We start from the raw sequence: 25,815 nt of genomic DNA, 5'->3' as shown, positions 1-25,815 counted from the left end.
TCCTAAAGTCAATAAACCATATTAAGCTGATAAAATTATGTTTTTAGCGTCTTTTTTTCTAATAGCTAAATCAAATCCTCTAAAATTAATAACTAATGGATCGCCAAGAGGAGCAACAGTTTTTAAAGTTACTTCAGTTCCTTCTATACAACCTAAAGCTAATAATCTTTTTGTTAATTTATTATCACCTAAAATATTTTCTATAATACCATGTTCACCTGGTTTTAAATTTATTAATTCCATAAAATAACACCTCGCAATGAAAATCATTATCATATAATTATAATATCATTATATGGATTTAGAAGTCAATGTTTAATGTAAAAATAATATACATAAAAATTTTGGTAAGACAAAAAATAAATGATTAATAGGAGATGTTTTGCAAAAGATACAATTATATGTATAATATAAAGAAATATATAACTTAAGAAAAAGGAGGTCTTATTATGGCTAAAAATATAGCAGCTTTTTTTGATATTGATGGAACATTATATAGAGAAGGTTTAATAACAGAAGTATTTAAGAAGATGATAAGATATGAGATTATTGAACCTGAAAAATGGTATAATGATGTTAGAAAAGATTTTGAAAAATGGGATAGAAGACAGGGAGATTATGATACATATTTATTAAAAATGATAGATGTATATATGGATGCTATAAAAGGATTAAGTAAGCATCAGATAGAATTTATAGCTAAAAAAGTTATAAAGCAAAAAGGTGATAGAGTATATACTTTTACAAGAGATAGAATTAAGTGGCATAAAGAACAAGGACATATTCTTATAACAGTTTCTGGTTCACCTATTGAATTAGTTAAAGAGATGTCATTAAAGCATGGTTTTAATGATTATAGAGGAGCAGAATATACATTAGATAAAAGAGGTAAATATACTGGTGATGTTATTCCAATGTGGGATAGTGAAAGTAAAGAAAAAGCAATAAGAGAATTACAAGAAAAATATGATATAGATTTAGAAAAAAGTTATGCATACGGAGATACTGCAGGAGACTATACTATGCTTAGTAAAGTAGGTAATCCATATTGTATGAATCCAACAAAAGAACTTTTAAGAAAGGTTACATCAGATAAAGAGTTATCAGAAAGGATAAATGTTATTGTAGAAAGAAAAGATGTAACGTATAATCTTAATGTAGGGAATATACAATTTGAATAAGAAAGAGTGATACTGTGATTATAAAGGAAAACATTATACCTGTAGATAAATTTGAAAAAGAATATTTTTTATATGAAGAAGGAGAGATTTTACCAGAAGAAATTATTTTCTTTGATTTAGAACATTATGTTTATAAGAAGCCTAAATGCATAGGTGTTTTTGGAGCTTGTGTATATAATAAAGAAAATAATGCTCTTTATGTAACTCAATATATGATAGAAAATAAGAGAGAAAGTATTGATATATTGAATCTAGCATTAAGATATTTTGAAGAGATGAAGAAAAATGGTAAAAAAGCAATATCTACTTTTTCAGGTAATAATGATTTTACAGTTATAAATTACTTATTCAATAAAAATAAAATATCATATAACTTTAAAGAAGAATTTATATCAATAGATCTTCAAAAAGCATATGAAAAGGATATGAAAACCTCTATAGGGCTTAAAAAGCTAGAAAAGATATTTAATATAGATAGACAAGGAGAGGTTATAAGTGGATCTAACTTAGCTAAGACTTTCCATAAAGTTATGAAAGATAGCGACTATGTTAAAAGAATGCCACAAGAAAAAATAGAAAAAATACTTCTTTATAATGAACAAGACGTTGTAAATCTTTATTACATATATACTAATTGGAAAAAGTATATAAAAATAGAAGATGAGGAATTAGATTTAGAAGAAGATATTACTAAACAAGATATAAAAATAGAGGAAAATTTAGAAATTATAAATATAGAAAATAAAGAAAACACTTAAAATAACATTAAGTGTTTTCTTTATTATTTTTATTAATTTATTTTTGTTATTTTATTTCCATTACTTTCTAATACTATAGTACCATCTTTATCTGTTCTGTAAATTTTAACCTTTAACTTCTTTAAATTTGCTAAAGTTTCTTTATGAGGATGACCGTATTTATTATCTATTCCACAGGATATTATTCCTATTGAAGGGTCAACCTTTTCTAAAAATTTATAAGATGTTGATGTTGAAGAACCGTGATGTCCTAATTTAAGAACGTCTGATTTTAAGTTATAATTTTTATTTAAAACATAATTTTCTTCAAGTTTCTCAGCATCTCCAGTAAATAAGAATGAATTCTTACCATAAGTTATTTTCATTATAGGTGAGTAATTATTCATGCTAGTATCTTTTCCATACCCCCCACTTTTAGGAGAAAATATTTCAACCTTAGTATTTTTACCTAAGTCTATAGAATCGATACCTTCTTTAATTACATTTATTTTTAGATTTTTTTTCTTTAAAGAATTTATCATATTTTCAAAACTTTTTGTTGTATGAGTAATTTTTGGTGAATAAAAGCTACCAATTTCATATTTATCTATAACTTTATCCATATTTCCTATGTGATCTTCATGAGGATGAGTTGCAATTACATAATCTAATTTTTTAATTTTTAACTTATCCAAATAAGAAATTAAATCTTTTTCATTCGTTCTAGAACCAGAGTCAATAAGCATATTTTTACCGTTTACTTGTATAAGTTCAGCATCTCCTTGCCCGATATTTATATAATGTACAGTCATATTAGATGTATTTGAAGTTTTATTGTTAGTATTAGAATCTTTACATCCAAACAGAGTTAGTGATAACATAGAAATAATTATTAGAAGAGATGATTTTAATAATTTTTTCATTTTGTTCCTCCAATCTTAATATTTACTGTATCAGTTTATCATCATATTGTATAATGATAAAGGATAAGTTTATTAAATAATATAAAAATTTTAATAAACATGTATATTTTTATAAATTTTATAAGAGGTGAAATTATGCAAATATTTAAATTTATTAAATATGGTATATATATGCTTTTTGTTAGATTAAAAGGAATTAAGTTTAAGCATATATATAAAACAAAAGGTGAGGAAGAAGCTTTTAAATATGGACAAGAGGTATTTAGAAAATGGAGTGAATTTACTATAAAAATGACAGGAATGAATATAGAAGTAAAGGGATATGAAAACATACCAAAAGAAACATGTACCTTTATAGGAAATCATAAAAGTATTTTAGATATACCTGTACTTAAACATGCAAGTAAAAGAGATGTTGGTTTTATTGCCAAAAAAGAAGTTTTAAAGGTTCCTGTATTAGGATTTTGGGTTGCAAATATGAATTGCGTTGCTTTAGATAGGTCTAATCCAAGAGATGCAATAAAAGTTATAGCAAAAGGAGTAGAATATTTAAAAAAAGGACATAATATGGCTATATTTCCAGAAGGAACAAGATCAAAAGATGGTGAAGTTCATGAATTTAAAAAAGGAAGTATGAAACTTGCTGTTAAGGCAAAATCACCTATAGTTCCATTTTCAATTGATGGAACATCAAAATGTTTTGAAGATAATAGAAAGTTTATTCCAGGAAAAGTTACTATTGTTTTTGGTAAACCAATATATACAGATTCATTAACTAAAGAGGAAGAAAAAAGTTTAACAGAAAAAGTTAGAAATGAAGTTATAAAAAATATGATAAAAGTAGGTTAAGAGTTGTTTTAAACAACTCTTTTTTTAACAAAATTTTAAATAATGCATAATTTATGTAGTATTAGTTAATATAATAAGTGAATAAAAACACACGAAAAATATTGCTTGAAATTTAGAAAAAATCTGTATTTTGTCGAATTTAAATAAAAAATGAAAAATTTTTATTCCCAAAATTTCAAAAAGTATGTTATAATGAGTTTAAATTAATGGAATTTATAAAAAAATGCAATTTTTATGTAGATAAAATTGCATAAAGGGGGCAATTATATGCAAAAAGAATTTTCGATAAGCAATGATAAAGTTATTATTAATTTTACTGCTAAATATTGTAAGACGTTTGAAGACTTATTGGAAAGTGAAGGCTTCAGAAGAGTATTAGAATCTTATTTAAGAGTAGCTAAAAGAAAAAATTCATTAAGTTATAGATATTTAAAGACAGAGTTAAATAGTGGAGAAACTAGCGTATTAAGAGATAATTTATCTAAAATACTAAAATTTCTAACTGTTATGAGTGTAGAAGAAATATATGAATTTAAATGTGAATATAAAGGGCTATTAGAAAAGAAAGAAGAATTTATAAGATTTGTAGAAGAATTTTATTTATTTTGGAGAAGACTTGAAAGATATACATTAATTCATGGAGGAAAAGTGGAGAATGGATTAGCTCAAGTAAGTTTTACTGAAGCCAATGATGGATTATCAAAATTAATATTGCGTTTCTATAGAAAGGTAGAAAAAAATGTTTTAGGAGTTCAACCTAAAGTATTTAGACAAATACCAGCAGGTGGAAACTCTTGTATTATGATAAATGATATAATATGGCCAATTCCAAAAGGATATGAAGTTTTAGAAGATATACCATTTATAGATAGTATTTTATTAGAAACGCCATTTATAACTTATCCTAAGAGAAATACTAGAACAGGAATGTTTAGTGAAACAAAACAAAATCCATTGAAGTACTCTAGAATGAGTAAAGACCATTGGTTCTGTTATCCGGCAAAGGTTGGAGAACTTTTAGCTTATATATATTTTCATAGAGATTTTATGGAACATGGAGTTACTTTATGTAACCTTTTTGAAATGGCAAGAAAAGAAGAATGCAGAGGAAGAAAGCCTGATATGATTTATATATTTGGTGGAAAAGGTGAAGACAAGAAGCCTAAAACTGTATTTTATGATGATGAGAAAAATGATATAATGCTTGGATATGTAAGCTATTCAGATGAAATTGATTATTTTGGCTATATGAAAAAGATGACATTAACTCTTCATAATTTAATAATGATAAAAAGAGGAAATCTTCCAATACATGGAGCTATGGTAAATATAGTATTAAAAGATGGAAAAACAGCTAATGTAGCAATAATGGGAGATAGTGGTGCAGGAAAATCAGAAAGCTTAGAAGCATTTAGAACTTTAAGTGAGGAATATATATCAGATATGACTATAATATTTGATGATATGGGAACATTTAAGCTTAAAGACGGAGATATATATGGTTATGGAACAGAAATAGGTGCTTTCGTTAGACTTGATGACTTAGATCAAGGTTATGCATTTAAAGAAATGGATAGAAGTATATTTATGAATCCAGATAAAATAAATGCAAGATTAGTTGTTCCTGTAGCTCCATATAATGCTATTATTGAAGGATATAAAGTTGATTTATTCTATTATGCTAATAATTACGAAAAGGTAGAAGATGATAAAAAATCAATAAGCTATTTCAAAACACCTAAAGAAGCTATAAATGTATTTAGATCTGGTGCAAGAATGGCAAAAGGAACTACATCAGAAACAGGATTGGTTGAATCATATTTTGCAAATCCATTTGGACCAGCTCAAAAACAAGATGAAACTAATGAATTATTAGATAAATATTTTGATGCAATGTTTAAATCAAATGTTAAAGTAGGTCAAATAAGAACTTGTCTTGGTGTTAAAGGACAAGAAAAAGAGGGTCCTAGAAAAGCAGCTTTAGAACTATTTGAAGAAATTAAAAAATTATAAATTATAAGAAAAAACTTAGGCTATTTTATATAGTCTAAGTTTTTTTATTTGAATAAATGATAATAAATTTCAATTGATATAAATTATAAAGTATTTATAGTTTAACAGGAGTATTTAAAGGATAATTAAAATATACTGGTAATTTTAGAAATTGACAAATAAATGGAAGATAAATATATTATAAATAGTGATAATCATTATCAAAAAAGGAGGTGTTTTTTTGATTAAAGAGATAATTAATTATATGTATAAAAATAATGATTTTTCAGTTGAAGGAATATCTAAAGTATTGGATATAAGTGAAGAAATTATAAGTGAATATAAAAAGAAATTAGAAAGTGGAGGATACATAAAAAGAGAAAGTTGTACAACTGAGAAATGTAAAGGTTGTAGTTGTGGATGCAATGAAAAGACACTTAATCCAATAATAAAATGGGAAGTTACAGATAAGGGTTTAAAACTAATAATATAAGGTTAAATGAGGTGGATTTATGGATAAGATAAGAAATTTAAATGTAGGAGATAAAATAATAGTTAAAGGTATCAACAAAGATAGTTCAATAAAAAGAAGGCTTATGGATATGGGAGTAACACCTGGAGTTTCTATAGAAGTAACAGGAAAGGCTCCACTTGGGGATCCTATTGAGGTATCACTTAGGGGATATAAGTTAACTTTAAGGAAAGAAGAAGCTGATGCTATTTTAATATAAGGGGGAATGTATATGATTCCAATAACATTTGTGGAAGAAGGAAAAAAAGTAAAAGTAAAAGATGTTAAACTTAATGATAAATTTAGTAAAAGAATTAATGAAATGGGAATAAATAAAGGAAGTTTAATAGAAATAATAAAAAATGATGGAGAATATATGATTTTAGGAGTAAATGAATCAAGATTTGCAGTAAGTAAGATAATGGCACAAAAGATAATTGTAGAATAATTTTTAGGGGGATATAAATAATGAAAATAGCTTTAGCGGGAAATCCTAATTGTGGTAAAAGCAGTATATTTAATATTTTAACAAAATCAAGACAACATATAGGAAATTGGCCAGGAGTAACTGTAGAAAAGAAAGAGGGTATATTAAAATATAAAAATAAGGAATATACTGTTGTTGATTTACCAGGAACATATAGTTTAGGTGCATATTCAGAAGATGAAATAGTTGCAAGAGATTATATTATAAAAGAGAAACCAGATGTGGTTATTAATGTTGTAGATGCATCAAATTTAGAAAGAAATCTATATTTAACAGTTCAATTATTAGAACTTGGAGCAAATGTAGTATTAGCTCTTAATATGATGGACAATGCAAAAGAAAAGGGAATAAATATAGATTCAAAAGAATTATCTAAAAGATTAGGTATACCAGTAGTAGAAACTGTTGCAACTAAAAAAATAGGGATAGAGGAATTAATAGAGAGTTCAGTTAATTTAAATAAAGATAAAAAAAATATTTTAAAGTTAAATGATAAATTATCAAATAAGGTAAATATTATAAAAGATAAAATTAGTTTTAATGATATTAAATTTGATTATGAATCAGATTGGATAGCTTTAAAATTATTAGAAAACGATAATTATATAAAAGATTATATAGAAGATAAGGGATATAAGGATATTATTACTTTATCAGATAAGTTGATTGATGAATATACAGAATTAGAGGGAATAGATCCAGAAATGGCTATCGTAGATGATAGATATAGTTATATAAGCAACATAACTAAAGGTATCTTAAATAAACCAAAAAATTCTAAAAAAACATTATCAGATAAAATTGATAAGATAGTTACAAATAAATTTTTAGGAATACCTATATTTGCTGTAATTATGTATATTTTATATGCTATTACTTTTAAAGTTGGAGGGTTTTTACAAGAGTGGGTTGGAGGTTTAATAGGAGATTTAGGAGAAATTGTTGTAGGAAAACTTGAAGCTTTGGGGGCACCAGAATTTTTAACAGGATTTGTTAATGATGGTGTATTTGCAGGAGTTGGAGCAGTTCTTAGTTTTTTACCACTAATTATGGTTATGTATTTATTAATGGGGCTTTTAGAAGACAGTGGTTATATGGCGAGAGCTGCATATATAATGGATAGAATTATGAAATCATTAGGACTTCACGGTAAAACATTTATATCAATGATAATTGGATTTGGCTGTAATGTTCCAGGAATTATGGCAACTAGGACTTTAGAAAGTAAGAAAGATAGAATGATTGCGATACTTATAAATCCATTTGTATCTTGTGGAGCTAGACTTCCAATATATTTAGTATTTATTGATGCTTTTTTTCAAACACATGCAGCACTTATACTTGTAAGTCTTTATATATTAGGAATTATTATAGCATTAATTTGTGGAAAAATATTAAGTAAAACTATTTTTAAAGGTGAGTCATCATATTTTGTTATGGAACTTCCAAGTTATAGAGTTCCCTCAATTAAGAATGTACTTACTTTAACATGGGAAAAAGGTGGTGCTTTTGCTAAAAAGGCAGGAGTAATAATTTTTCCAGCAGTTATAGTTATTTGGGTATTATCTGTACTTCCATTTGGAGTTGAACAATATGGAGAAGCTTCAATTTTAGGTAGAATAGGAACTTTTATAGCACCAATTTATACATTTGCAGGCTTTGCAACTTGGCAGGCTTCAGTAGCACTTTTTTCAGGAATAATTGCTAAGGAAACAGTTGTTGCGACACTAGGAATGTTATATGCTGGAGTTTCAGAAGGAGCAGAACTTACATCAGCAATAGCAGCACATTTTACACCACTTTCAGCAATGTCATATATGGTAATGACACTTTTATTTACACCGTGTCTTGCAGCACTTGGAGCAATAAAGAGAGAGACAAATTCATTGAAATGGACTATATTTGCAGCTGTAGGAACGTTTTTAGTTGCACTTATAGTATCAACTATAGTTTATCAGGTTGGTTTGATTTTAGGATTTAGATAAAAAATATATGAGAGGCTTTAAAGCCTCTCATATATTTTTTATTAATCATTTATATATCTGCTTTTTGCAAAGAAAGAAATAGCATAAAGTCCTGCAATACCTACTAAAGAATATATAATTCTACTTATAGCAGACATATCTCCAAATAATGCAGCTACTAAATCAAATTGAAAGAATCCAATTAGTCCCCAGTTAATTGCACCTATTATAACTAATAAAAGTGCTAACCTATCAAGAAATTTCATAATAAACACTTCCTTCAAAATAAATTTTGTCTATAATATTTTGACCTATTTAAGGAAGTATTATACTAAAATTTAAAGAGTTATATTTCTATCTATAGGTTGTGATAGAGAAATAAATGTATCAGTTCTTTGAATACCTGATATATTATTAATTTTATTTAATAATATATTTTGTAAATCTTCGATATTCTTACATGATAATTTTGCGAACATTGAATAATTACCAGTAGTTAAATGAAGTTCAACAACTTCTGTTATGCTTTGTATTTGATCTATAACTGTATCGAATGAAGATGTTTTATCAACATATATACCAACAAAACAACAAACATCATAACCAAGTTTTGGAAGATTAAGTATTATACGAGTTCCTTTTATTATACCCATGTCTTCCATTTTCTTCATTCTGACGTGTATAGTACCACCACTTACATGACATATTCTAGCTATTTCTAGGTATGGTGTTCTGCAATCTTTTATTAATAAATCTAATATTTGTAAGTCTAAATCATCTAATTGTAAATGTGTATTTACAGCCATTAAACCACCTCATTGGATAATAATCTATAAATTTTTATTTGCTCTATAGTCACACTATATTTTATCAAAAAACATTTAATTCAGAAAGGCAAAAATGATAAATGTTTAAAATTTTAAAGGAATATTATTATTTTAATAAGAAAATACCTGTTTATAAATAGATTAAATATAAAATTGAAAAAAGGCAATCTTTTAACCTTTATACTTGAAAAGATTTGCAAATTAAATTAAGATATTTATATAGTTAAAAATAGGAGGGCAAGCAAAATGCTAAATATAGTTTTACAAATATTATATATTGTAGTAATGATAGCAATAATACTTGGTGTATACGCTCTTTGTAAGAAATTTTTATTTCCAAAAATTCGTATAAACAAGTTTATACCATTAGCTATAGCAATTGTATTATTTATTGTACAAATGTTAGGTGTTGTGAAAAACCAATGGGTAGGTTTAGGTATAACAGTTATTATAATAGTAGCTTTCTTATGGTTTATGGACATACATCAAACTGGTGGTCCTAAAATAGAAAAGAAAATAGTTATTAAATCAAAGGCTAAGCCAAATAGAGCTAAACATTTAAAAAAATAAAAATCCAAAGTTAGGGCTTTGGATTTTTTTATTGTATAAATATAGGGGAACTTATAGCAACCCTATTATTTTCTTGATATATTTTTATTAAGAACCAGCTTTGAGAGTTTTCAATAATATGTTCATAAAGATATTTAACTTTATGAAGTTTTATATTATCTATTGAATGAAGAGTAGTACCTTTGTTTGTTATTATTTCTATCTTTTCTATTTTAAAATATTGGTCTTCTAAAATTATAGAAAACTTTAAAGAAGAAATTGGTTTATTTATTATTCCACCCATAAAAGTATTATTTGCAAAAAAATAAAGTTTTAGGCTTCGACTTTCTGAGGAAAATGTATGTCTTTTTCTAAAAGCATTTATTAAATTTTCTTTATTAAATTTTGTACACACAACTCCAGTTAAATTATCAAAGTCTCCAAAATTTAAAGTTTTATTATTTTGACTATTTACAGCCCCGAGCTTCCATCCTTTATCTAAAAGCATAAAATAATATTTTTCTCTTCTTATATATCTTTTACCAAATTCACCATTACAAACTTCGACTGAAGTTATTATGCTATTTAAAATAGAATTATAAGGCAATGAAACAGTTGTTTTTATAGGATTTTTCATTATTAAAAATGCATCATGATTTCTAAGCATCCATAATATTAGTAAATTTATATTTTTTACTTCACCTAAAAAATAAGAATTAGAATTAACAATGTACATATCGCCGTAAGGAAGGGTTTTAGCTTCAAAACCTATTAATGGTATAAAACTTTCATGTTTTTTATAAAATTTATTACTTATTTTTTGAAGGGATAGCCATTTGTTAGAATTTTTAAGTTCATCTTTAAAAAAGCTATTTTGATCTGTAGTAATTAAAAAACTTAGTTTATTATGATAACAATAATTAAATGCCTCATAAGGTGATACTTTACCAGTAGAGTAAGATGTATAAGCATTTGGTATGCCATAAAATATATTAATTTGTTTTGGATTTAAAATATTATATGATTTTTTTCCCATTATTTAATACCTTTAAAATTGATTATAGTTATATATAGTGATATAGATGATAAAATAATGACAATAATTTATTTAAATGATAAAATAAAATAAATGTTTAAAATGGAGATGAGAATATTATGATAAAAAGTTTTAAAGGAATTGAACCTAAAATAAATGAAAGTGCTTATTTATCAGAAAGCACTGATATAATAGGAGATGTTACTATCGGAGAAGATTGTAATATTTGGTTTGGAGCTAGATTAAGAGGAGATATGAGTAAAATAGAAATTGGAAATAGAACTAATATTCAAGAAAATTGCGTTTTACATGGGGATCCAGGCTATTCAATTACTATTGGTAATGGTGTAACTGTTGGTCATGGAGCCATAGTACATGGCTGTAATATAGAAGATAATGTTTTAATTGGAATGCATTCTATAATTTTAAATGGAGCTAAAATATCTAAGAATTCTATTGTTGGAGCAGGCTCACTTGTAACTCAAAATAAAACTTTTGAAGAAGGTGTTCTTATTATGGGAAGACCAGCAAAGGCAGTAAGAAAATTAACAGAAGAAGAAATAGAAAGTATAAGAAAATCAGCCAAACATTATATTGAAATTAGTAAAGAATATATTTAACTTAGGAGGAAAAATGATAAAAATAGGAGAATATAATAAGCTTGAAGTTGCAAAGGAAAGAGATTTTGGATTTTTCTTAAAAGATGAAAAAGGAAATGAAATATTATTACCTAAGGCACTATTAAATGGTGTAGAAGTTAATTTAGGAGATGAAGTAGAAGTATTTACATATATGGATTCTAATAATAGACCTGTTGCAACTATGAAAAAACCATTAATTGAAGTTGGGAAAGTTGCTTATTTAGAAGTAGTTCATCAAAATGATTTTGGAGCTTTTTGTAATATGGGATTAGAAAGAGATTTATTTATTCCAATAAAGGAGCAAAGATTTAAGCTATTAGTTGGAAAGAAGTATCTTTTTTATGCATATATAGATAAAACAGGAAGACTTGCAGCAACTACAGATGTTGATGATTATTTAGATCAAGGAGAAGGATTTAATGTTGATGATGAAGTAGAAGTTATATCATATGGTAAAGGATCATCAACAACTATAAAAGTTGCTGTAAATGGAAAGTATAGGGGAATAATATTAGGAAATGAGCATATAGAAACAATATATCCAGGTCAAGTTCTTAAGGCTAGAGTTAAAAGAATATATGAAGATGGAACAATTGGACTTACAACTAGAAAAAAAAGATTAGATGCTAGATCAGAAATTAAAGAATTAATATTAGACTACTTAAATGAAAATGGTGGAGTTATGCCATACAATGATAAGTCTAATCCAGAAGAAATTAGAGAAATATTTAAGACAAGTAAAAATTATTTCAAGATGGCGTTAGGTGGATTAATGAAAGAAGGTCTAATAGAACAAACTCCAGAAGGAACTAAGTTAAAGAATTAAAAAAAGTGAGCAAAATTTTGCTCACTTTTTTATTTAGTTGTAATACGTAAAATTAATTTTCCAATTTCATTAATTACTAAAGGTACAAGAGAAATTAAAAATACAAAAATAAAGTCATTAATAGACAAAGAATATACTTTAAATACAGAAGCTAGGAAAGGAATTGATATTATGGCTATTTGAAGAACTATTCCTAGAAGTATAGAAAGCAATAAATATTTATTTTTAAATAATCCAATTTCAAATATAGACTTTCTGCTATTTCTCATTGAAAGAGATAAGAAAAGTTGTGATACGCTAAGTACAACAAATGCCATTGTTTGAGCATGAACTATTGAATTTTTATAGTAATTAAGTCCCATTTTAAAAGCTATTAATGTAACTAAACCTATTGATAATCCATTTATAATTAAAGAAATTATTGTATCTTTTGTAAAAATACTTTCTTTTGGAGTTCGTGGCGAATCTTTCATTACATCATCATCTAAAGGATCTACTCCAAGTGATAGGGCAGGGAAACTATCAGTTATTAAATTAACCCACAAAATATGAATAGGTTGAAGTGGAGCTATCCAATTTAACAGAATAGCAATAAATAATGCTATAATTTCTCCAAAGTTACAAGATAGTAAGAATGATATAGATTTTTTTATATTTGCATATATATTTCTACCTTCTTCTACTGCATTTACTATAGTAGTAAAATTATCATCTGTTAATATCATATCAGCAGCACCTTTAGCAACATCAGTTCCTGTAATTCCCATAGCGACGCCTATATCAGCAGCTTTTAACGATGGTGCATCATTTACTCCATCACCAGTCATTGAAACTATATTACCATGTGCTTTAAAAGCTTTAACTATTTTTACTTTATGTTCTGGTGATACTCTAGCAAATATTCTGTACTTATTTATATTAGATTCAAGTTCCTTATCAGACATAGTATCTAATTCACTACCCATAATGCATTCATTAAAATCATTTGATATTCCAAGTTCTTTTCCTATGGCATAAGCTGTGTTTTTATGGTCTCCTGTAATCATTATTGTCCTTATACCAGCAGTTTTACATAGAGAAATTGAATCTTTAACTTCTTCTCTCGGAGGATCAATCATACCCATTAGTCCTAAAAATATTAAATCTTTTTCTATACTATCAATTTCTATACTTTTAGAAGGAATATCCTTATAGGCAGCACCCAAAACTCTCAAGGCCTCATCTGACATTTGATTTGATTTATTTAGTAATTCATTTTTAAGTTCATCAGTTAAGTTTCTAATTTCACCGTTTAATAGAATTTTATTACAAACTTTAAATAAAGAATCTATTGCTCCTTTTGTATGAACTCTATAATTATCTTCATATTTATTAATTGTACTCATAAGTTTTCTGTCAGAATCAAAAGGAACTTCATCAACTCTAGTATATTTTGAGTTTAAATCATCTTTAAAAATATTAAATTTTAATCCTACATCTAAAAGAGCTATTTCAGTAGGGTCACCTGTTGCTCCTTTATCTGATGATGTTGCATCATTACATAAAACCATTGCTTCAAATAATAGATTTAAGTTATCATTTAAATTATTTATTGATGAAACATCTATTAATGTGGAATTATCAAATATTTTTCTTACAGTCATTTTATTTAATGTTAAAGTACCAGTTTTATCTGAGCAAATAATATTTACAGAGCCTAATGTTTCAACGGCTGGTAACTTTTTTATTATTGCATTTTGCTTAATCATTCGTTGAACTCCAAGTGCAAGAACTATTGCTACAATTGCAGGAAGACCTTCAGGTATTGCTGCAACAGCTAAGCTTATTGCTGTTAAAGACATTTCAAATAAATCTCTTCCTTGAATTATTCCAATTCCAAAAATCAGTAAACAAATAATAATAGCAGCAATTCCAAGTACTTTACCAAGACCAGATAATTTTTTTTGAAGAGGAGTTAATTCTTCATCTTCATCATCTATCATTTTAGCAATCTTACCAATTTCAGTATTCATTCCTGTAGATACACAAACACCAATACCTCTTCCGTATGTAGCAAGAGTAGACATATAAGCCATATTAGTTCTATCGCCAATAGGTATATCTTCAGAAAATAATTTATCGGCATTTTTATTAGATGGTAATGATTCACCGGTAAAAGCTGATTCTTCTATTTTTAAGTTAGCAGTTTGAATTAACCTTAAATCACAAGGGATATATCTCCCTGCATCTATTATTACAATATCACCAACTACAACTTCTTCTGATGGGATTTCGATTATATTGCCATCACGTTTAACTAGTGCTTTAGGAGTAGATAATTGCTTAAGTGCAGAAAGTGCTTTCTCAGCTTTAGATTCTTGTATTACACCAATAATTGCATTAATAAATATAACTATAAGTATTATTATAGAATCGCTATATTCTCCCATTAAGCTAGAAATTATTGCGGCTCCTATAAGGATATATATCATTGCATCTTTTATTTGTGAGAGAAAAATATTAAAAAGTGTCTTGGGTTTTTTAGAAGATAGTTTATTAGGTCCATTTTTCTCTAAACGTCTTTTAGCTTCTTCATCTGATAAACCATTATTTTTATCAGTAGAGAATTCCTTTAATATGGAATCAATACTTTTTTTATACATTTTATCACCTCAATACAGACTATGATTTTAAATAAAAATAGCTACTAAATATATGGTAATCAAAATAATGAAAATAAATACATGGTAATTTTATAGAGTAAACAATAAAACTTTGATATAATTTAACTTAAAGTGAAAAGTTTTCTAAAATATAAGCATATTATTTATATTAAAAACAAATAATATTAAGTGAGGAGGAGATAATATGAAAAATAAAATTACAGCATTGTTATTAGCAGTATTATCAATTTTTGTATTAGTTGGATGTGGAAAAAGTGAGAATAGTGCTAAGGATGAAAAGCCAATACAAACTAAAGAAATAAAGGTTGCTATTCCTGATGGATTACCAGCTATTAGCGCAGCTAAACTTATAAAAGATAATCCAAAAATAAAAGATGGATATAATGTTACTTATACTATAGAGAAGACACCAGAAACTTTATCAACATCAGTTATGAAAGGGGAACCAGATATAGCAATAGTTCCTTCAAATCTTGCAGCAATACAATATAATAAAGAAAAAGGTTATAAAATTGCAGCAACAACAGGATGGGGCTCTTTTTATTTAGTTTCAACAGAAAATATTAAAAATATAAAAGATCTAAAAGGAAAAAATATATACAATATAGGAAAAGGTCTTACTCCTGATATAGTAACTAGAGATATATTAAAAGGATTAGGCTTTAACTTAGATAAGGACTTAGAATTTACTTATTTAAATGGTGTTCAGGAACTTGCACCAACTATTTTATCGGGAAAAGCTAAGTTTGCAGTAATTACAGAACCAGCCTTAAGCAGTGTTTTAGCTAAGAAAAAATTAAACATAATTCTTAATTTAAATGAAGAATGGGAAAAACAAAACAATTCAAAATATGGATTTCCTCAAGCTACTGTAATAGTAAAAGAAGATTTAATAAAGAATAATAAAGAATTTGTAGAGGAATTTTTAGACAAATTAGATGATAGTGTTGAGTATGCAGTAGAAAATAAAAATTCAATAGGTCAAATTGCATCAGAAGTAGGAGTATCAACTAACAAAGATGTAATAGGAAAAGCTATGGAAAAATCTAATTTAAAATATGTATCAATTGATGATTCAAAAAATGAATATAATATATTCTTTAAAAAATTATATGAATTTGATAAAAAATCAGTAGGTGGAAAAGCTATAAATGAAGGAATTTACATGGAAGACTAAATTACAAGTTATATTAGGTGGAGTATTATTAGTAATAATATGGCAATTAGTTGCAACTTATATTAATAATGAAATTTATCTTCCAAAACTTCAGAAAGTTATTAAATCACTAAAAGAAATTATAATTCAAAAAGATTTTATTTTAATTGTTGCTTCAAGCTTTTATAGAACTATAATAAGTTTTATTGTAGCACTTTTAGCAGCTATTATAATAGGGGTACTGTCTAGTATGTACCCCTTTATAAATAATATGTTAAAGCCACTAAATTCTATAGGAAAAACAATACCAACTTTAGTGTTAGTAGTTTTAGTTCTTATATGGTTTGATAAAGATAATGCGCCATTTATTGTTGGAATAGCCATAGTTTTTCCTATACTTTATGATGGTATAGTTAATACATTAATTAAGAATGATAAAAAGTTAGAAGAAATGATGACAATATATGAAATTCCTAAAATATATAGAATAAGAAAGGTATATATACCTAATATAATATTCTATATATTAAAAATATTAGTACCAACTATATCTTTGGCTTTTAAAGTTGTAATAGCTGGAGAAGTTCATGGACAACCTAAATATGGAATAGGTTCTGCTGTTCAATTAGAAAAAGTTAATTTTAATACTCCAGGTATATTTGCTTGGATAATTATTATAGCTATAATATCAATTTTATTTGAGCTTTTTAATAGGTTTTTGACAGGAAAATTTTATAGGTGGCAAAGAGATGGATAAAGTTATATTAAAAAATATAAGTAAAAAGTTTAGTGATAAAGTAGTTTTAGATAATTTTAATTTTTGCTTTGATAACAGTAAAATTAATTGTTTAATTGGAGAGTCTGGAAAAGGAAAAAGTACAGTTTTAAATATAATTTCAGGTCTTTTAAAGGCTGATAAAGGAGAAGTTATTGGATCAAATATAGAAAATGTAAGCTATATATTTCAAGAAGATAGATTAATACCATGGCTTACAGTATATGAGAATTTAAAATTATCACTTATAAATTATTATAATGGAAAAGAGCTTGATGAAAAAATAAATGAAATACTGAAAAAAATTGATGGATTAGAGTGGAAAAATTTATATCCAGATAATTTAAGTGGTGGTATGAAACAAAGGATAAATATAGGACGAGCGCTTGGTAAGCCTTCAGATTTAATACTTATGGATGAACCCTTTAAATCTTTAGATTATAAAACTAAATACTTAATAATGCATGAGTTTAAGGAAATATTTAAAAATGATAAAAGAATTATAATATTTGTAACTCATGATGTTGATGAGTGTATTTATTTCCAAGGGAAAATTATAGTGGTAGGTGAATCCCCATTAAAAGTAAAAGGGGTATTTGAAGAAGATTTAGAAAACTATAAAGAAAAGATAATAAAATTATTATAGAACTAGTCATAATTCTGGCTAGTTTTTTTATAAATTTTCTTTGGAATAATAAATAATAAATAGCTAAAAATAGTATTGACTATTGTAGAAAAAAAGAGTATTATAAGAAAAAAAGATGATACCCCTTAGGGGTATGATGAGGAGGAAAAAGTATGCCAAAACATATAGGAGATAATAATTTTAATGAAGAAGTTTTAAACTCAAAAGAATTAGTTTTAGTTGACTTTTTTGCAACTTGGTGTGGACCATGTAAAATGGTAGCTCCAATATTAGAAGATTTAGAATCAGAAATGATAGATATAAAATTTGTAAAAGTAGATGTAGATGAAAGTCCATCAGTAGCTAATCAATATGGAATTCAAAGTATTCCAACATTAAAAGTATTTAAAGATGGAAAAGTTGTAGATACTGTTGTTGGATTTTTACCAAAAGAGCAAATTAAATCTTTAATAGAAAGAAATAAATAAGAGGCTTAAGATGAGCGAAAGATATGATATCGCAATAATAGGTAGTGGACCAGCCGGGTTATCAGCAGCATTAAATGCTAAAATAAGAAATAAATCATTTATAATATTTGGTAATGATAACTTAAGTGATAAATTAGAAAAAGCACCAAAAGTAAATAATTATTTAGGATTTTCTAAGGGAACTGGAAAAGATCTTTTAAATGAATTTAAAAATCATTTAGAGAAAATGGAAATTTCTATAACTAATGAAAGAGTAAATAATATTTATGCTATGGGTGATTATTTCACTTTAATGGTTAATCAAAAGATGTATGAGGCTAAAAGTATAATATTAGCAACTGGTATTGAATATACTAAACCTTTAAAAGGAGAAACTGAATTTTTAGGAAGAGGAGTAGGTTATTGTGCAACGTGCGATGCACCTCTTTATAAAGGTAAAAAGGTAACTATTATAAGTTATACAAAAGAAGGCGAAGAGGAAGCTAATTTTGTAAGTGAATTAGCAAGTGAAGTATTCTTTATACCTATGTATAAAGGAGAATATAATCTTAATGATAATATAACAATAGTAGATGATAGACCAGTTGAAATTGTTGGAGATAATAAAGTTTCTAAAGTTATTTTAAATGGAGATAAAGAAATAGAAACAGATGGTGTGTTTGTATTAAAAAATGCAGTACCACCAGCTCAACTTGTACCAGGACTTGAGATTGAAGATGGACATATAAAGGTTGATAGACTTATGAAAACAAATATAAAAGGCTGTTTTGCAGCTGGAGATTGTGTAGGAAAGCCTTATCAATATATAAAGTCAGCTGGAGAAGGTAATATAGCAGCACTTAGTGCTGCAGCATATTTAGGCTAGAAAAAAGTGTCAGAATTTCTGGCGCTTTTTTTATTGACGATAATATATTAGTATGTATAATATATTTTATAATGGGTTTAGAAGGGAGGAAGATAAATGAATTATAGAGAAAAATTTATTTCAAAAATAAAACAAGCTACAAATAATAATATGTATAGTAGAAGAAACCTTTCAAAATTAAGTTTATTTGAACTTAAAGAATTATCAGAAAAATTATCTACAAAAGGATAAATTGAAAAAGAAAGGGTTTACTTATGATTGAATATCAGAGTTGAAGGAGAGTAGTTAGATTTTTAAGAACTACTCTTTTTTATTTTAATAATGAATATGGAAAAATGATTCAATAAAATTCTAATATTTAATTATATTAAATAAATGGATTAAGTAAAAACAAAATATAAGACTAAGAAAAGTAACTAGATAAATATATTATAAAAATCAGTATATAGTTAGGTTATAAAAATAAGTTTAAAAAGTTAAATATATAATTATTTATAAATACTGTAATAAAATTAAAAAAAGCGATGATTAAAAATCACCGCTTAAAATATTATTTTCTTTTTGTAGCAACTTCGATATTAACTCTTCTACCGTTAAGTTTTATACCAGAACATTTAGTAATAACTTTTTTTGATATATCAGGCTCAACAGATACAAATGAGAAGTTTTCAAGTATATCTATTTTATTTATTTTAGAACCGTTAACTTTAGCTCTATCAACAATAAATTTAACTAATGTTTTAGCATTTAATTTATCTCTTTTACCAATTGAGAAGAATAATCTAACATCTTCTGATTTTGGAGTAGATAAAGCATTTTCTTTATAATCAAATGACATTTCATTATCAAATTGCATTTTAAGTAATGCTGCTATTGCATCTACAGGATTAAAGTTTTCTGCTATTTGCTCAGCTAAAGGTAAATACTTCTTATAAGCTTTATTTTGTAATATTCCCTCTATATTTGAGAACTTATTAAATAATTTTTTCTCTACTATTTGATCAACAGTAGGGATAGTACCTTCAATAAGATTAGCTTTAGTTACTCTTTTTATATCTCTCATCATTCTAGATTCTCTTGGAGTAACAAATGAATAAGCAGTACCTTCTCTGTTTGCTCTACCAGTTCTTCCGATTCTATGAACATAGCTTTCAACATCTTGAGTAAGGTCATAGTTTATAACGTGTGTAACACCTTCAACATCTATTCCTCTTGCAGCTACATCAGTTGCAACTAAGTAGTTTAACGAACCTTCTTTAAATCTCTTTAAAGTTTTCATTCTATGTGCTTGAGACATATCACCGTGCATTCCTTCAACAACATAGTTCTTAGATTGCATTTCTTGAACTAATTCATCAACACCTTTTTTTGTTTTACAGAAAACTATAGCTATTTCAGGTGTATCGAAATCTAATACTCTACATAATGCTTCAAATTTATTTTTAGGACTAACTTCAAAATAATGTTGCTTAATTTTAGATACTGTCATAGCAACTTTTTTGATTTCTATGTGTTTAGCATCTTTTTTCATATATTTATTAGCTAGTTTTTTTATTTGAGGTGGCATTGTAGCTGAGAATAATAGTGTTTGACGATCTTCTGGAAGTTCATTTATAACACTTTCAATATCATCTATGAATCCCATATTAAGCATTTCATCAGCTTCATCTAAAACTAAGTAATTAGCTTTACTTAAGTTAAGTTTCTTTCTTCTAATTAAGTCAAGAACTCTACCTGGAGTACCAACAACTATATCAACATGTTGGCTTAAAGCTTTTATTTGCTTAGTTATTGAGTCACCACCATATACAGGTAATACTTTTATCTTATCATATTTAGTAAGCTTGTTAAGTTCCTCGTAAACTTGTATAGCAAGCTCTCTTGTAGGAGTAAGAATTAAAGCTCCAACATTTTTAGTTTTTTCGAAAGTATTAAGTATTGAACAAGCAAAAGCAGCAGTTTTTCCAGTTCCTGTTTGAGCTTGCCCGATTAAATCATATCCTTCCGTAGCTAGTGGTATACTCTGAGCCTGTATTGGTGATGGTGATTCGTATCCTAAATCATCTATAGCCTTTAGTATACTTTCTTTTAAGTTTAAATCTTTAAATTTTAAATCGTTCATTTAAATTTCCCTTCGTTTGTAAATTTGAATATTTATATTTGTACCGTACAATTTTTATCAACCTACTAAGTATATCTTATAAAACATACAATTGTAAAGGAAGTTTAGAATATTTAAATAAGTAATCTATTACATAATATCCATGGATAAAAATGTATGAAAATAATACATTAAAGATATATAATATGAAAAACATTGACTTAAAAAGATAAAATTTGTATTCTTAATAACATAGAGAATTTGTAAGGATAAATTTATAAGGACAGGTGAGATATGTTGATAGTTGTTGGAGGAATGATAGGACTTGGAAAAAGTTCAGTATCAAAAATATTAGGAGAACATTTTAATTCAGATGTATTTTATGAAAGTGTAGATGATAACCCTATATTACCTTTATTTTATAGTGAAAGTGAAGAAGAAATTCAAAAGAAAAGGTATCCATTTCTTTTACAATTATATTTTTTAAATACTAGGTTTAAAAGTATAAAGGATGCATTAGTTCATAATAATAATGTTTTAGATAGATCAATATATGAAGATTGGTATTTTGCTAAGAAAAACATGGAACTTGGTAGAATATCAAATCTTGAAATGTCAATATATGAAAATCTTTTACATAATATGATGCAAGAATTAGAGGAGTTACCAAAAAAGGCTCCTGATATAATGGTATATTTAAAGGGTTCATTTGAAACAGTGTTAAATAGAATTAAGCTTAGGGGAAGAGAATTTGAAATAGATGATGATTTAAAGGAATATTATGAGTTCTTGTGGAAAGATTATGATGGCTGGGTTAAAAATTACTATAAGGCTTCTGATGTATTGATTATAGACATGGATAAGATGGATGTAGTTAATAATGAAGAAGATAGAAAAGAACTTATAAGATTAGTAGATGCTAAGTTAAAAGAAGTTAGAGAAAAGGAATAAATTTATTATTTAAAGGGGATGAATTAATATGGGATTATTAGGTGGAATATTAGGAAATGCTTCAGAGATTTCAAGAGAAAGTGTTATAAAAGATTTTGGAAAGTTATTTTGGAATGGTGAAACTGTACAAAAAGCATATAAACTTATAAGAGATACACTTATATTTACTGATAAAAGGCTTATAATGATAGATGTTCAAGGAGCTACTGGGAAAAAGATAGAATATCATAGTATACCTTATAAAAGTATAACTCATTTTTCAGTAGAATCATCAGGTCATTTTGATTTAGATTCTGAATTGAAAATTTGGATTTCTGGTATTGCAGAACCTATAGAAAAACAATTTAGTAAGGGAGTTAATATATATGAAATACAAGCTCTTTTAGCAGAAGTAGTTTGTAGATAATAAATATATGTATAAAAATAAATAGTAATAAATTAATTTAAGAAAATATAATAAAATAAACTTATAACTTAAATAAACCTCTAAAAGTTATTTTTTTGAATAACTTTTAGAGGTTAAATAATTTAAAAATATATTTTTTTATTTAAAAGAATTAACTGACGCATCAGACGGCATTCTCCAGTCTCCACGAGGACTTAAAGAAATTGTCCCAACCTTTGGACCGTCAGGAAGTGCACTTCTTTTGAATTGTTGTGAGAAAAATCTCCATAAGAATTTATCAAGCCATTTTTCTATAGTTTCTTTTGAATAATCATCTTTAAATGCATGTTCAGCTAAAAATAATATTCTTTCTTTAGATGAGCCATGTTTTATAAAGTGATAAAGGAAGAAATCGTGTAATTCATATGGACCAACTATATCTTCTGTTTTTTGTGTTATTTCACCAGTAGTTTTATCCTTTGGAAGAAGTTCAGGACTAACTGGTGTATTTAATATGTCAATCAATGTTTCTTTAACTTTTTCAGTTGATTCATTATTAGCAACATAATTTACTAAATATCTAACTAATGTTTTTGGAATTGATGGATTAACAGAGTACATTGACATATGATCTCCATTATATGTACACCAACCAAGGGCAAGTTCTGAAAGGTCTCCAGTACCAACTAAAATAGCACCTTCTTTATTAGCTAAATCCATAAGTATTTGAGTTCTTTCTCTTGCTTGAACATTTTCGTAAGTAACATCATGGATAGCTTTATCATGACCTATATCTTCAAAATGTTGAAGGCTAGCTTTAACTATATTTATTTCACGTAAATCACATCCAAGTTCTTTACATAAAGTTAAAGCATTATTATATGTTCTATCTGTAGTACCAAATCCTGGCATCGTAATAGCTATAATATTTTTATTATCAATATTTAAAAGTCTAAAAGTTTTAACAATAACAAGTAATGCAAGTGTTGAATCTAATCCACCAGAAATACCTATAACTGTTTTAGTTGAATTAACATGTTCTAGTCGTTTAGCTAAAGCTGCTGACTGAATATTAAATATTTCTTTGCATCTAGCTTCCATCTCAGACTCTTTTGAAGGAACAAATGGATGTTTATCAATAAATCTATTGAAATTATTATTTTCTATTGAATCAAAATCAAAATAAATTTTTCTTGCTTTAAATGGAGTAAATTTTGAAGAATCTCTAAAGCTTAAATTTTTCATTCTTTCTGATTTTAATCTAAAAGTATCTATATCTGCATAAATAATTTCATTATCTCTTTGGAATCTATTATTTTCTTTTAATAAAGTTCCGTTTTCAGATATTAATAAGTGACCACTAAATAAAAGGTCAGTTGTTGATTCAAATACTCCAGCTGATGAGTATACATATGCGCAAATTGAACGAGCACTTTGATTTTTGATTAAATCTTTTCTGTAATCTGCCTTAGAAACTAATTCATTTGAAGCTGAAAGATTAAATATTACATTTGCTCCTAACAAAGAAAGGTATGAGCTTGGTGGTATAGTTACCCATAAGTCTTCACATATTTCACATCCAAAACTAAGATTATCACAAGTAAATATAAGATCTGTACCAAATGGTATATCTTGTTGAAATGGTAAGCTTATAGTTCTATTTATAATAGAAACACCTTCGGTAAACCATCTTTTTTCGTAAAATTCGCTATAGTTTGGTATATATGATTTTGGCACTATTCCAAGAATTTTACCTTTAAATAAAACCACAGCACAATTATAAAGAGTACAATTATCTAAAATAGGAGCACCAACTATAGTAATCATATCTGTATTAGAAGTTTCAAGCATTATTTCAACGAGTCCTTTTAAAGATTCATTTATTAATCTATCTTGAAGAAAAAGATCTCCACATGTATATGAAGTTATGCTAAGTTCAGGGAAAACAATAGCTTTAGCAGAATTCTCTTTAGCAATTTTCATACATTTTATAATTTGACTAACATTATAATTAACATCAGCAACTTTAGTCTTAGGACATGCTGATGCTACTTTTATAAAATCCACATTTATCATCTCCGTTATATATTTTATATTCAATATTTAATATTAGTTTTTACTTTACATATAACAATAATAAGATGAAAATATTAGAAAATCAATGAAAATAGAAGATATGATTTAGAATTATATTTTAAATAGTATTTAATAACCTTTAAAGAGGTTTATTATAAATTGAAAAAACGTAATAAGGAATATATAATTTAATTATAATTAAATTATATATTCCTAAGGATATTTAACTTTAAAAAACATATAATTAAAAAAAGGAGGGATATTAATGGCTTTGACTATATTTTGGATAATAATTGCTATTATTATGGTGGGAATAGACTTAGCAACTAGTGCTTTTTTATTTTCATGGATAGGACTTGGAGCAATAGTAGCTATGTTTGCTAATCTTTTTAGTATAAGTTTTTTAGCACAAATAATTATATTTGGTATAGTTAGTGTTATAGCAATTGGAATTGGATATCCTTGGGCTAAGAAAAAATTTAAAGTTTGTTTAACTAAAAATCAAACTATGGAGGAAACTTATATTGGAATGAAATTTGAAGCAGAAAAAAATATAGCAGAAACAGCAATGATAAAAGTTGGGGGAGTATATTGGTCTGCTATAAATGAAGGAAATGAAATAAAAAAGGGTGAAAAATTTATAATTACAGGTATTGAGGGAAATAAATTTAAAATAAAAGGATTTAAGGAGGAATAATTATGGGAATTATAATAGTTTCTATAATATTAGTATTATTAATACTAACAGTTATTTTATCATCAATAAAGATTGTAAATACAGGTTATTTATACGTAGTAGAAAGATTCGGGCAATTCCATAGAGTATTAGAACCAGGTTGGCATGTTACTATTCCTTTTGCTGATTTTGTAAGAAAGAAAGTTTCAACTAAACAACAAATAATTGATGTACCACCTCAAAATGTTATAACAAAAGACAATGTTAATATTTCAGTAGATAATGTTATTTTCTATAAACTTTTAAATGCTAAAGATGCAGTTTATAATATAGAAGATTTTAAAGCTGGTATAATTTATTCAGCAACAACAAATATAAGAAATTTAATAGGTAATATGTCATTAGATGAAGTTTTATCAGGAAGAGATAAAATAAATCAAGAATTACTTACTATAATAGATGAAATTACAGATGCATATGGTATTAAAATATTATCAGTAGAAATAAAAAATATAATTCCACCATCAGAAA

29 protein-coding genes are annotated in these 25,815 nt (G+C 26.3%); 21 read left to right on the top strand and 8 right to left on the bottom strand.

The window, feature by feature from the left end:
• Positions 1-21: 21 nt before the first annotated feature.
• Entirely contained in the window at positions 22-243 is a 222-nt protein-coding gene (locus Q4E08_RS04380) for a ferrous iron transport protein A (RefSeq protein ID WP_303128860.1), read from the bottom strand.
• A gap of 206 nt (positions 244-449) precedes the next feature.
• On the opposite strand from Q4E08_RS04380, the gene Q4E08_RS04375 reads away from it, so the two are divergent.
• Positions 450-1,181, top strand: coding sequence for an HAD-IB family hydrolase (locus Q4E08_RS04375; protein WP_303128859.1), 732 nt, complete (start codon positions 450-452; stop codon positions 1,179-1,181).
• Between the two features lie 14 nt (positions 1,182-1,195).
• Entirely contained in the window at positions 1,196-1,939 is a 744-nt protein-coding gene (locus Q4E08_RS04370) for a ribonuclease H-like domain-containing protein (RefSeq protein WP_303128857.1), read from the top strand.
• 32 nt (positions 1,940-1,971) lie between these two features.
• Here the strand turns inward: Q4E08_RS04370 and Q4E08_RS04365 are convergent, their stop codons facing one another.
• Positions 1,972-2,841 carry a ComEC/Rec2 family competence protein gene (locus Q4E08_RS04365; RefSeq protein ID WP_303128856.1) on the bottom strand — a complete coding sequence of 290 codons (870 nt, stop codon included), beginning with the start codon at positions 2,839-2,841 and terminating at the stop codon, positions 1,972-1,974.
• Positions 2,842-2,976: 135 nt separating this feature from the next.
• On the opposite strand from Q4E08_RS04365, the gene Q4E08_RS04360 reads away from it, so the two are divergent.
• The 6 genes from Q4E08_RS04360 to feoB all read left to right on the top strand — a co-directional run bounded on the left by Q4E08_RS04360 (position 2,977) and on the right by feoB (position 8,665).
• Complete coding sequence (locus tag Q4E08_RS04360) at positions 2,977-3,690, top strand: 1-acyl-sn-glycerol-3-phosphate acyltransferase (protein ID WP_303128854.1); 714 nt, start codon at positions 2,977-2,979, stop codon at positions 3,688-3,690.
• Positions 3,691-3,957: 267 nt separating this feature from the next.
• On the top strand, positions 3,958-5,703 hold the full coding sequence (locus Q4E08_RS04355) for a phosphoenolpyruvate carboxykinase (protein WP_303128853.1): 1,746 nt from the start codon (positions 3,958-3,960) through the stop codon (positions 5,701-5,703).
• Between the two features lie 220 nt (positions 5,704-5,923).
• Positions 5,924-6,175 carry a hypothetical protein gene (locus Q4E08_RS04350; RefSeq protein ID WP_303128852.1) on the top strand — a complete coding sequence of 84 codons (252 nt, stop codon included), beginning with the start codon at positions 5,924-5,926 and terminating at the stop codon, positions 6,173-6,175.
• 19 nt (positions 6,176-6,194) lie between these two features.
• Positions 6,195-6,413, top strand: a complete 219-nt coding sequence (locus tag Q4E08_RS04345; protein ID WP_303128851.1) for a FeoA family protein — start codon at positions 6,195-6,197, stop codon at positions 6,411-6,413.
• Positions 6,414-6,425: 12 nt separating this feature from the next.
• Positions 6,426-6,641, top strand: coding sequence for a FeoA domain-containing protein (locus Q4E08_RS04340; RefSeq protein WP_303128849.1), 216 nt, complete (start codon positions 6,426-6,428; stop codon positions 6,639-6,641).
• A 17-nt stretch (positions 6,642-6,658) separates the two neighbouring features.
• Positions 6,659-8,665, top strand: coding sequence for a ferrous iron transport protein B (gene feoB / locus Q4E08_RS04335; protein ID WP_303128908.1), 2,007 nt, complete (start codon positions 6,659-6,661; stop codon positions 8,663-8,665).
• A gap of 41 nt (positions 8,666-8,706) precedes the next feature.
• On the opposite strand, the gene Q4E08_RS04330 is transcribed toward feoB, so the two are convergent.
• Together Q4E08_RS04330 and Q4E08_RS04325 are read right to left on the bottom strand one after the other, a co-directional pair.
• Complete coding sequence (locus tag Q4E08_RS04330) at positions 8,707-8,910, bottom strand: DUF378 domain-containing protein (RefSeq protein ID WP_303128846.1); 204 nt, start codon at positions 8,908-8,910, stop codon at positions 8,707-8,709.
• A 72-nt stretch (positions 8,911-8,982) separates the two neighbouring features.
• Positions 8,983-9,450 (bottom strand): Lrp/AsnC ligand binding domain-containing protein, encoded by a 468-nt coding sequence (locus Q4E08_RS04325; protein ID WP_303128844.1) that lies wholly within the window; start codon positions 9,448-9,450, stop codon positions 8,983-8,985.
• Between the two features lie 267 nt (positions 9,451-9,717).
• Here Q4E08_RS04325 and Q4E08_RS04320 point away from each other — a divergent pair, with 267 nt between their 5' ends.
• The gene (locus Q4E08_RS04320; RefSeq protein ID WP_303128842.1) at positions 9,718-10,041 is read left to right on the top strand and encodes a hypothetical protein; all 324 of its coding nucleotides are present in this window, start codon (positions 9,718-9,720) and stop codon (positions 10,039-10,041) included.
• Between the two features lie 28 nt (positions 10,042-10,069).
• Here the strand turns inward: Q4E08_RS04320 and Q4E08_RS04315 are convergent, their stop codons facing one another.
• Entirely contained in the window at positions 10,070-11,056 is a 987-nt protein-coding gene (locus tag Q4E08_RS04315) for a histidinol phosphatase (protein ID WP_303128841.1), read from the bottom strand.
• A 119-nt stretch (positions 11,057-11,175) separates the two neighbouring features.
• On the opposite strand from Q4E08_RS04315, the gene Q4E08_RS04310 reads away from it, so the two are divergent.
• Together Q4E08_RS04310 and Q4E08_RS04305 are read left to right on the top strand one after the other, a co-directional pair.
• Positions 11,176-11,676, top strand: a complete 501-nt coding sequence (locus tag Q4E08_RS04310; protein WP_303128840.1) for a gamma carbonic anhydrase family protein — start codon at positions 11,176-11,178, stop codon at positions 11,674-11,676.
• A gap of 13 nt (positions 11,677-11,689) precedes the next feature.
• Entirely contained in the window at positions 11,690-12,523 is an 834-nt protein-coding gene (locus Q4E08_RS04305; protein WP_303128839.1) for a S1 RNA-binding domain-containing protein, read from the top strand.
• A 29-nt stretch (positions 12,524-12,552) separates the two neighbouring features.
• Here Q4E08_RS04305 and Q4E08_RS04300 read toward each other — a convergent pair whose 3' ends face one another.
• Positions 12,553-15,165: a calcium-translocating P-type ATPase, PMCA-type gene (locus tag Q4E08_RS04300; RefSeq protein WP_303128837.1), complete on the bottom strand. Its 2,613-nt coding sequence runs from the start codon at positions 15,163-15,165 to the stop codon at positions 12,553-12,555.
• Positions 15,166-15,370: 205 nt separating this feature from the next.
• Between Q4E08_RS04300 and Q4E08_RS04295 the strand changes: the two genes are divergently transcribed.
• From Q4E08_RS04295 to Q4E08_RS04270, 6 genes are all read left to right on the top strand, one after another.
• Positions 15,371-16,363 carry an ABC transporter substrate-binding protein gene (locus Q4E08_RS04295; protein ID WP_303128835.1) on the top strand — a complete coding sequence of 331 codons (993 nt, stop codon included), beginning with the start codon at positions 15,371-15,373 and terminating at the stop codon, positions 16,361-16,363.
• On the top strand, positions 16,338-17,099 hold the full coding sequence (locus tag Q4E08_RS04290; protein ID WP_303128833.1) for an ABC transporter permease: 762 nt from the start codon (positions 16,338-16,340) through the stop codon (positions 17,097-17,099). The genes Q4E08_RS04295 and Q4E08_RS04290 overlap by 26 nt, the downstream gene beginning before the upstream one ends.
• The gene (locus Q4E08_RS04285) at positions 17,092-17,763 is read left to right on the top strand and encodes an ABC transporter ATP-binding protein (protein ID WP_303128831.1); all 672 of its coding nucleotides are present in this window, start codon (positions 17,092-17,094) and stop codon (positions 17,761-17,763) included. The genes Q4E08_RS04290 and Q4E08_RS04285 overlap by 8 nt, the downstream gene beginning before the upstream one ends.
• Positions 17,764-17,915: 152 nt before the next feature.
• Entirely contained in the window at positions 17,916-18,230 is a 315-nt protein-coding gene (trxA, locus tag Q4E08_RS04280; RefSeq protein ID WP_303128829.1) for a thioredoxin, read from the top strand.
• 10 nt (positions 18,231-18,240) lie between these two features.
• Positions 18,241-19,095, top strand: coding sequence for an NAD(P)/FAD-dependent oxidoreductase (locus Q4E08_RS04275; RefSeq protein ID WP_303128828.1), 855 nt, complete (start codon positions 18,241-18,243; stop codon positions 19,093-19,095).
• A gap of 96 nt (positions 19,096-19,191) precedes the next feature.
• The gene (locus Q4E08_RS04270; RefSeq protein WP_303128827.1) at positions 19,192-19,326 is read left to right on the top strand and encodes a hypothetical protein; all 135 of its coding nucleotides are present in this window, start codon (positions 19,192-19,194) and stop codon (positions 19,324-19,326) included.
• A 319-nt stretch (positions 19,327-19,645) separates the two neighbouring features.
• Here Q4E08_RS04270 and Q4E08_RS04265 read toward each other — a convergent pair whose 3' ends face one another.
• Complete coding sequence (locus Q4E08_RS04265; RefSeq protein WP_303128825.1) at positions 19,646-21,217, bottom strand: DEAD/DEAH box helicase; 1,572 nt, start codon at positions 21,215-21,217, stop codon at positions 19,646-19,648.
• A gap of 273 nt (positions 21,218-21,490) precedes the next feature.
• Between Q4E08_RS04265 and Q4E08_RS04260 the strand changes: the two genes are divergently transcribed.
• Together Q4E08_RS04260 and Q4E08_RS04255 are read left to right on the top strand one after the other, a co-directional pair.
• Positions 21,491-22,147: a deoxynucleoside kinase gene (locus Q4E08_RS04260; protein ID WP_303128824.1), complete on the top strand. Its 657-nt coding sequence runs from the start codon at positions 21,491-21,493 to the stop codon at positions 22,145-22,147.
• 28 nt (positions 22,148-22,175) lie between these two features.
• Entirely contained in the window at positions 22,176-22,553 is a 378-nt protein-coding gene (locus tag Q4E08_RS04255; protein ID WP_303128822.1) for a PH domain-containing protein, read from the top strand.
• A 138-nt stretch (positions 22,554-22,691) separates the two neighbouring features.
• On the opposite strand, the gene Q4E08_RS04250 is transcribed toward Q4E08_RS04255, so the two are convergent.
• Positions 22,692-24,599: an NAD(+) synthase gene (locus tag Q4E08_RS04250; RefSeq protein ID WP_303128820.1), complete on the bottom strand. Its 1,908-nt coding sequence runs from the start codon at positions 24,597-24,599 to the stop codon at positions 22,692-22,694.
• 274 nt (positions 24,600-24,873) lie between these two features.
• Between Q4E08_RS04250 and Q4E08_RS04245 the strand changes: the two genes are divergently transcribed.
• Positions 24,874-25,305, top strand: coding sequence for an NfeD family protein (locus Q4E08_RS04245; RefSeq protein WP_303128818.1), 432 nt, complete (start codon positions 24,874-24,876; stop codon positions 25,303-25,305).
• Between the two features lie 2 nt (positions 25,306-25,307).
• The coding region (locus Q4E08_RS04240; protein ID WP_303128816.1) for an SPFH domain-containing protein at positions 25,308-25,815 on the top strand (508 nt) is incomplete at its 3' end.

It is taken from the genome of Clostridium sp. (assembly GCF_030532265.1).
GTDB lineage: Bacteria > Bacillota > Clostridia > Clostridiales > Clostridiaceae > Clostridium.
This window is presented reverse-complemented; position numbering and strand designations above follow the sequence as displayed.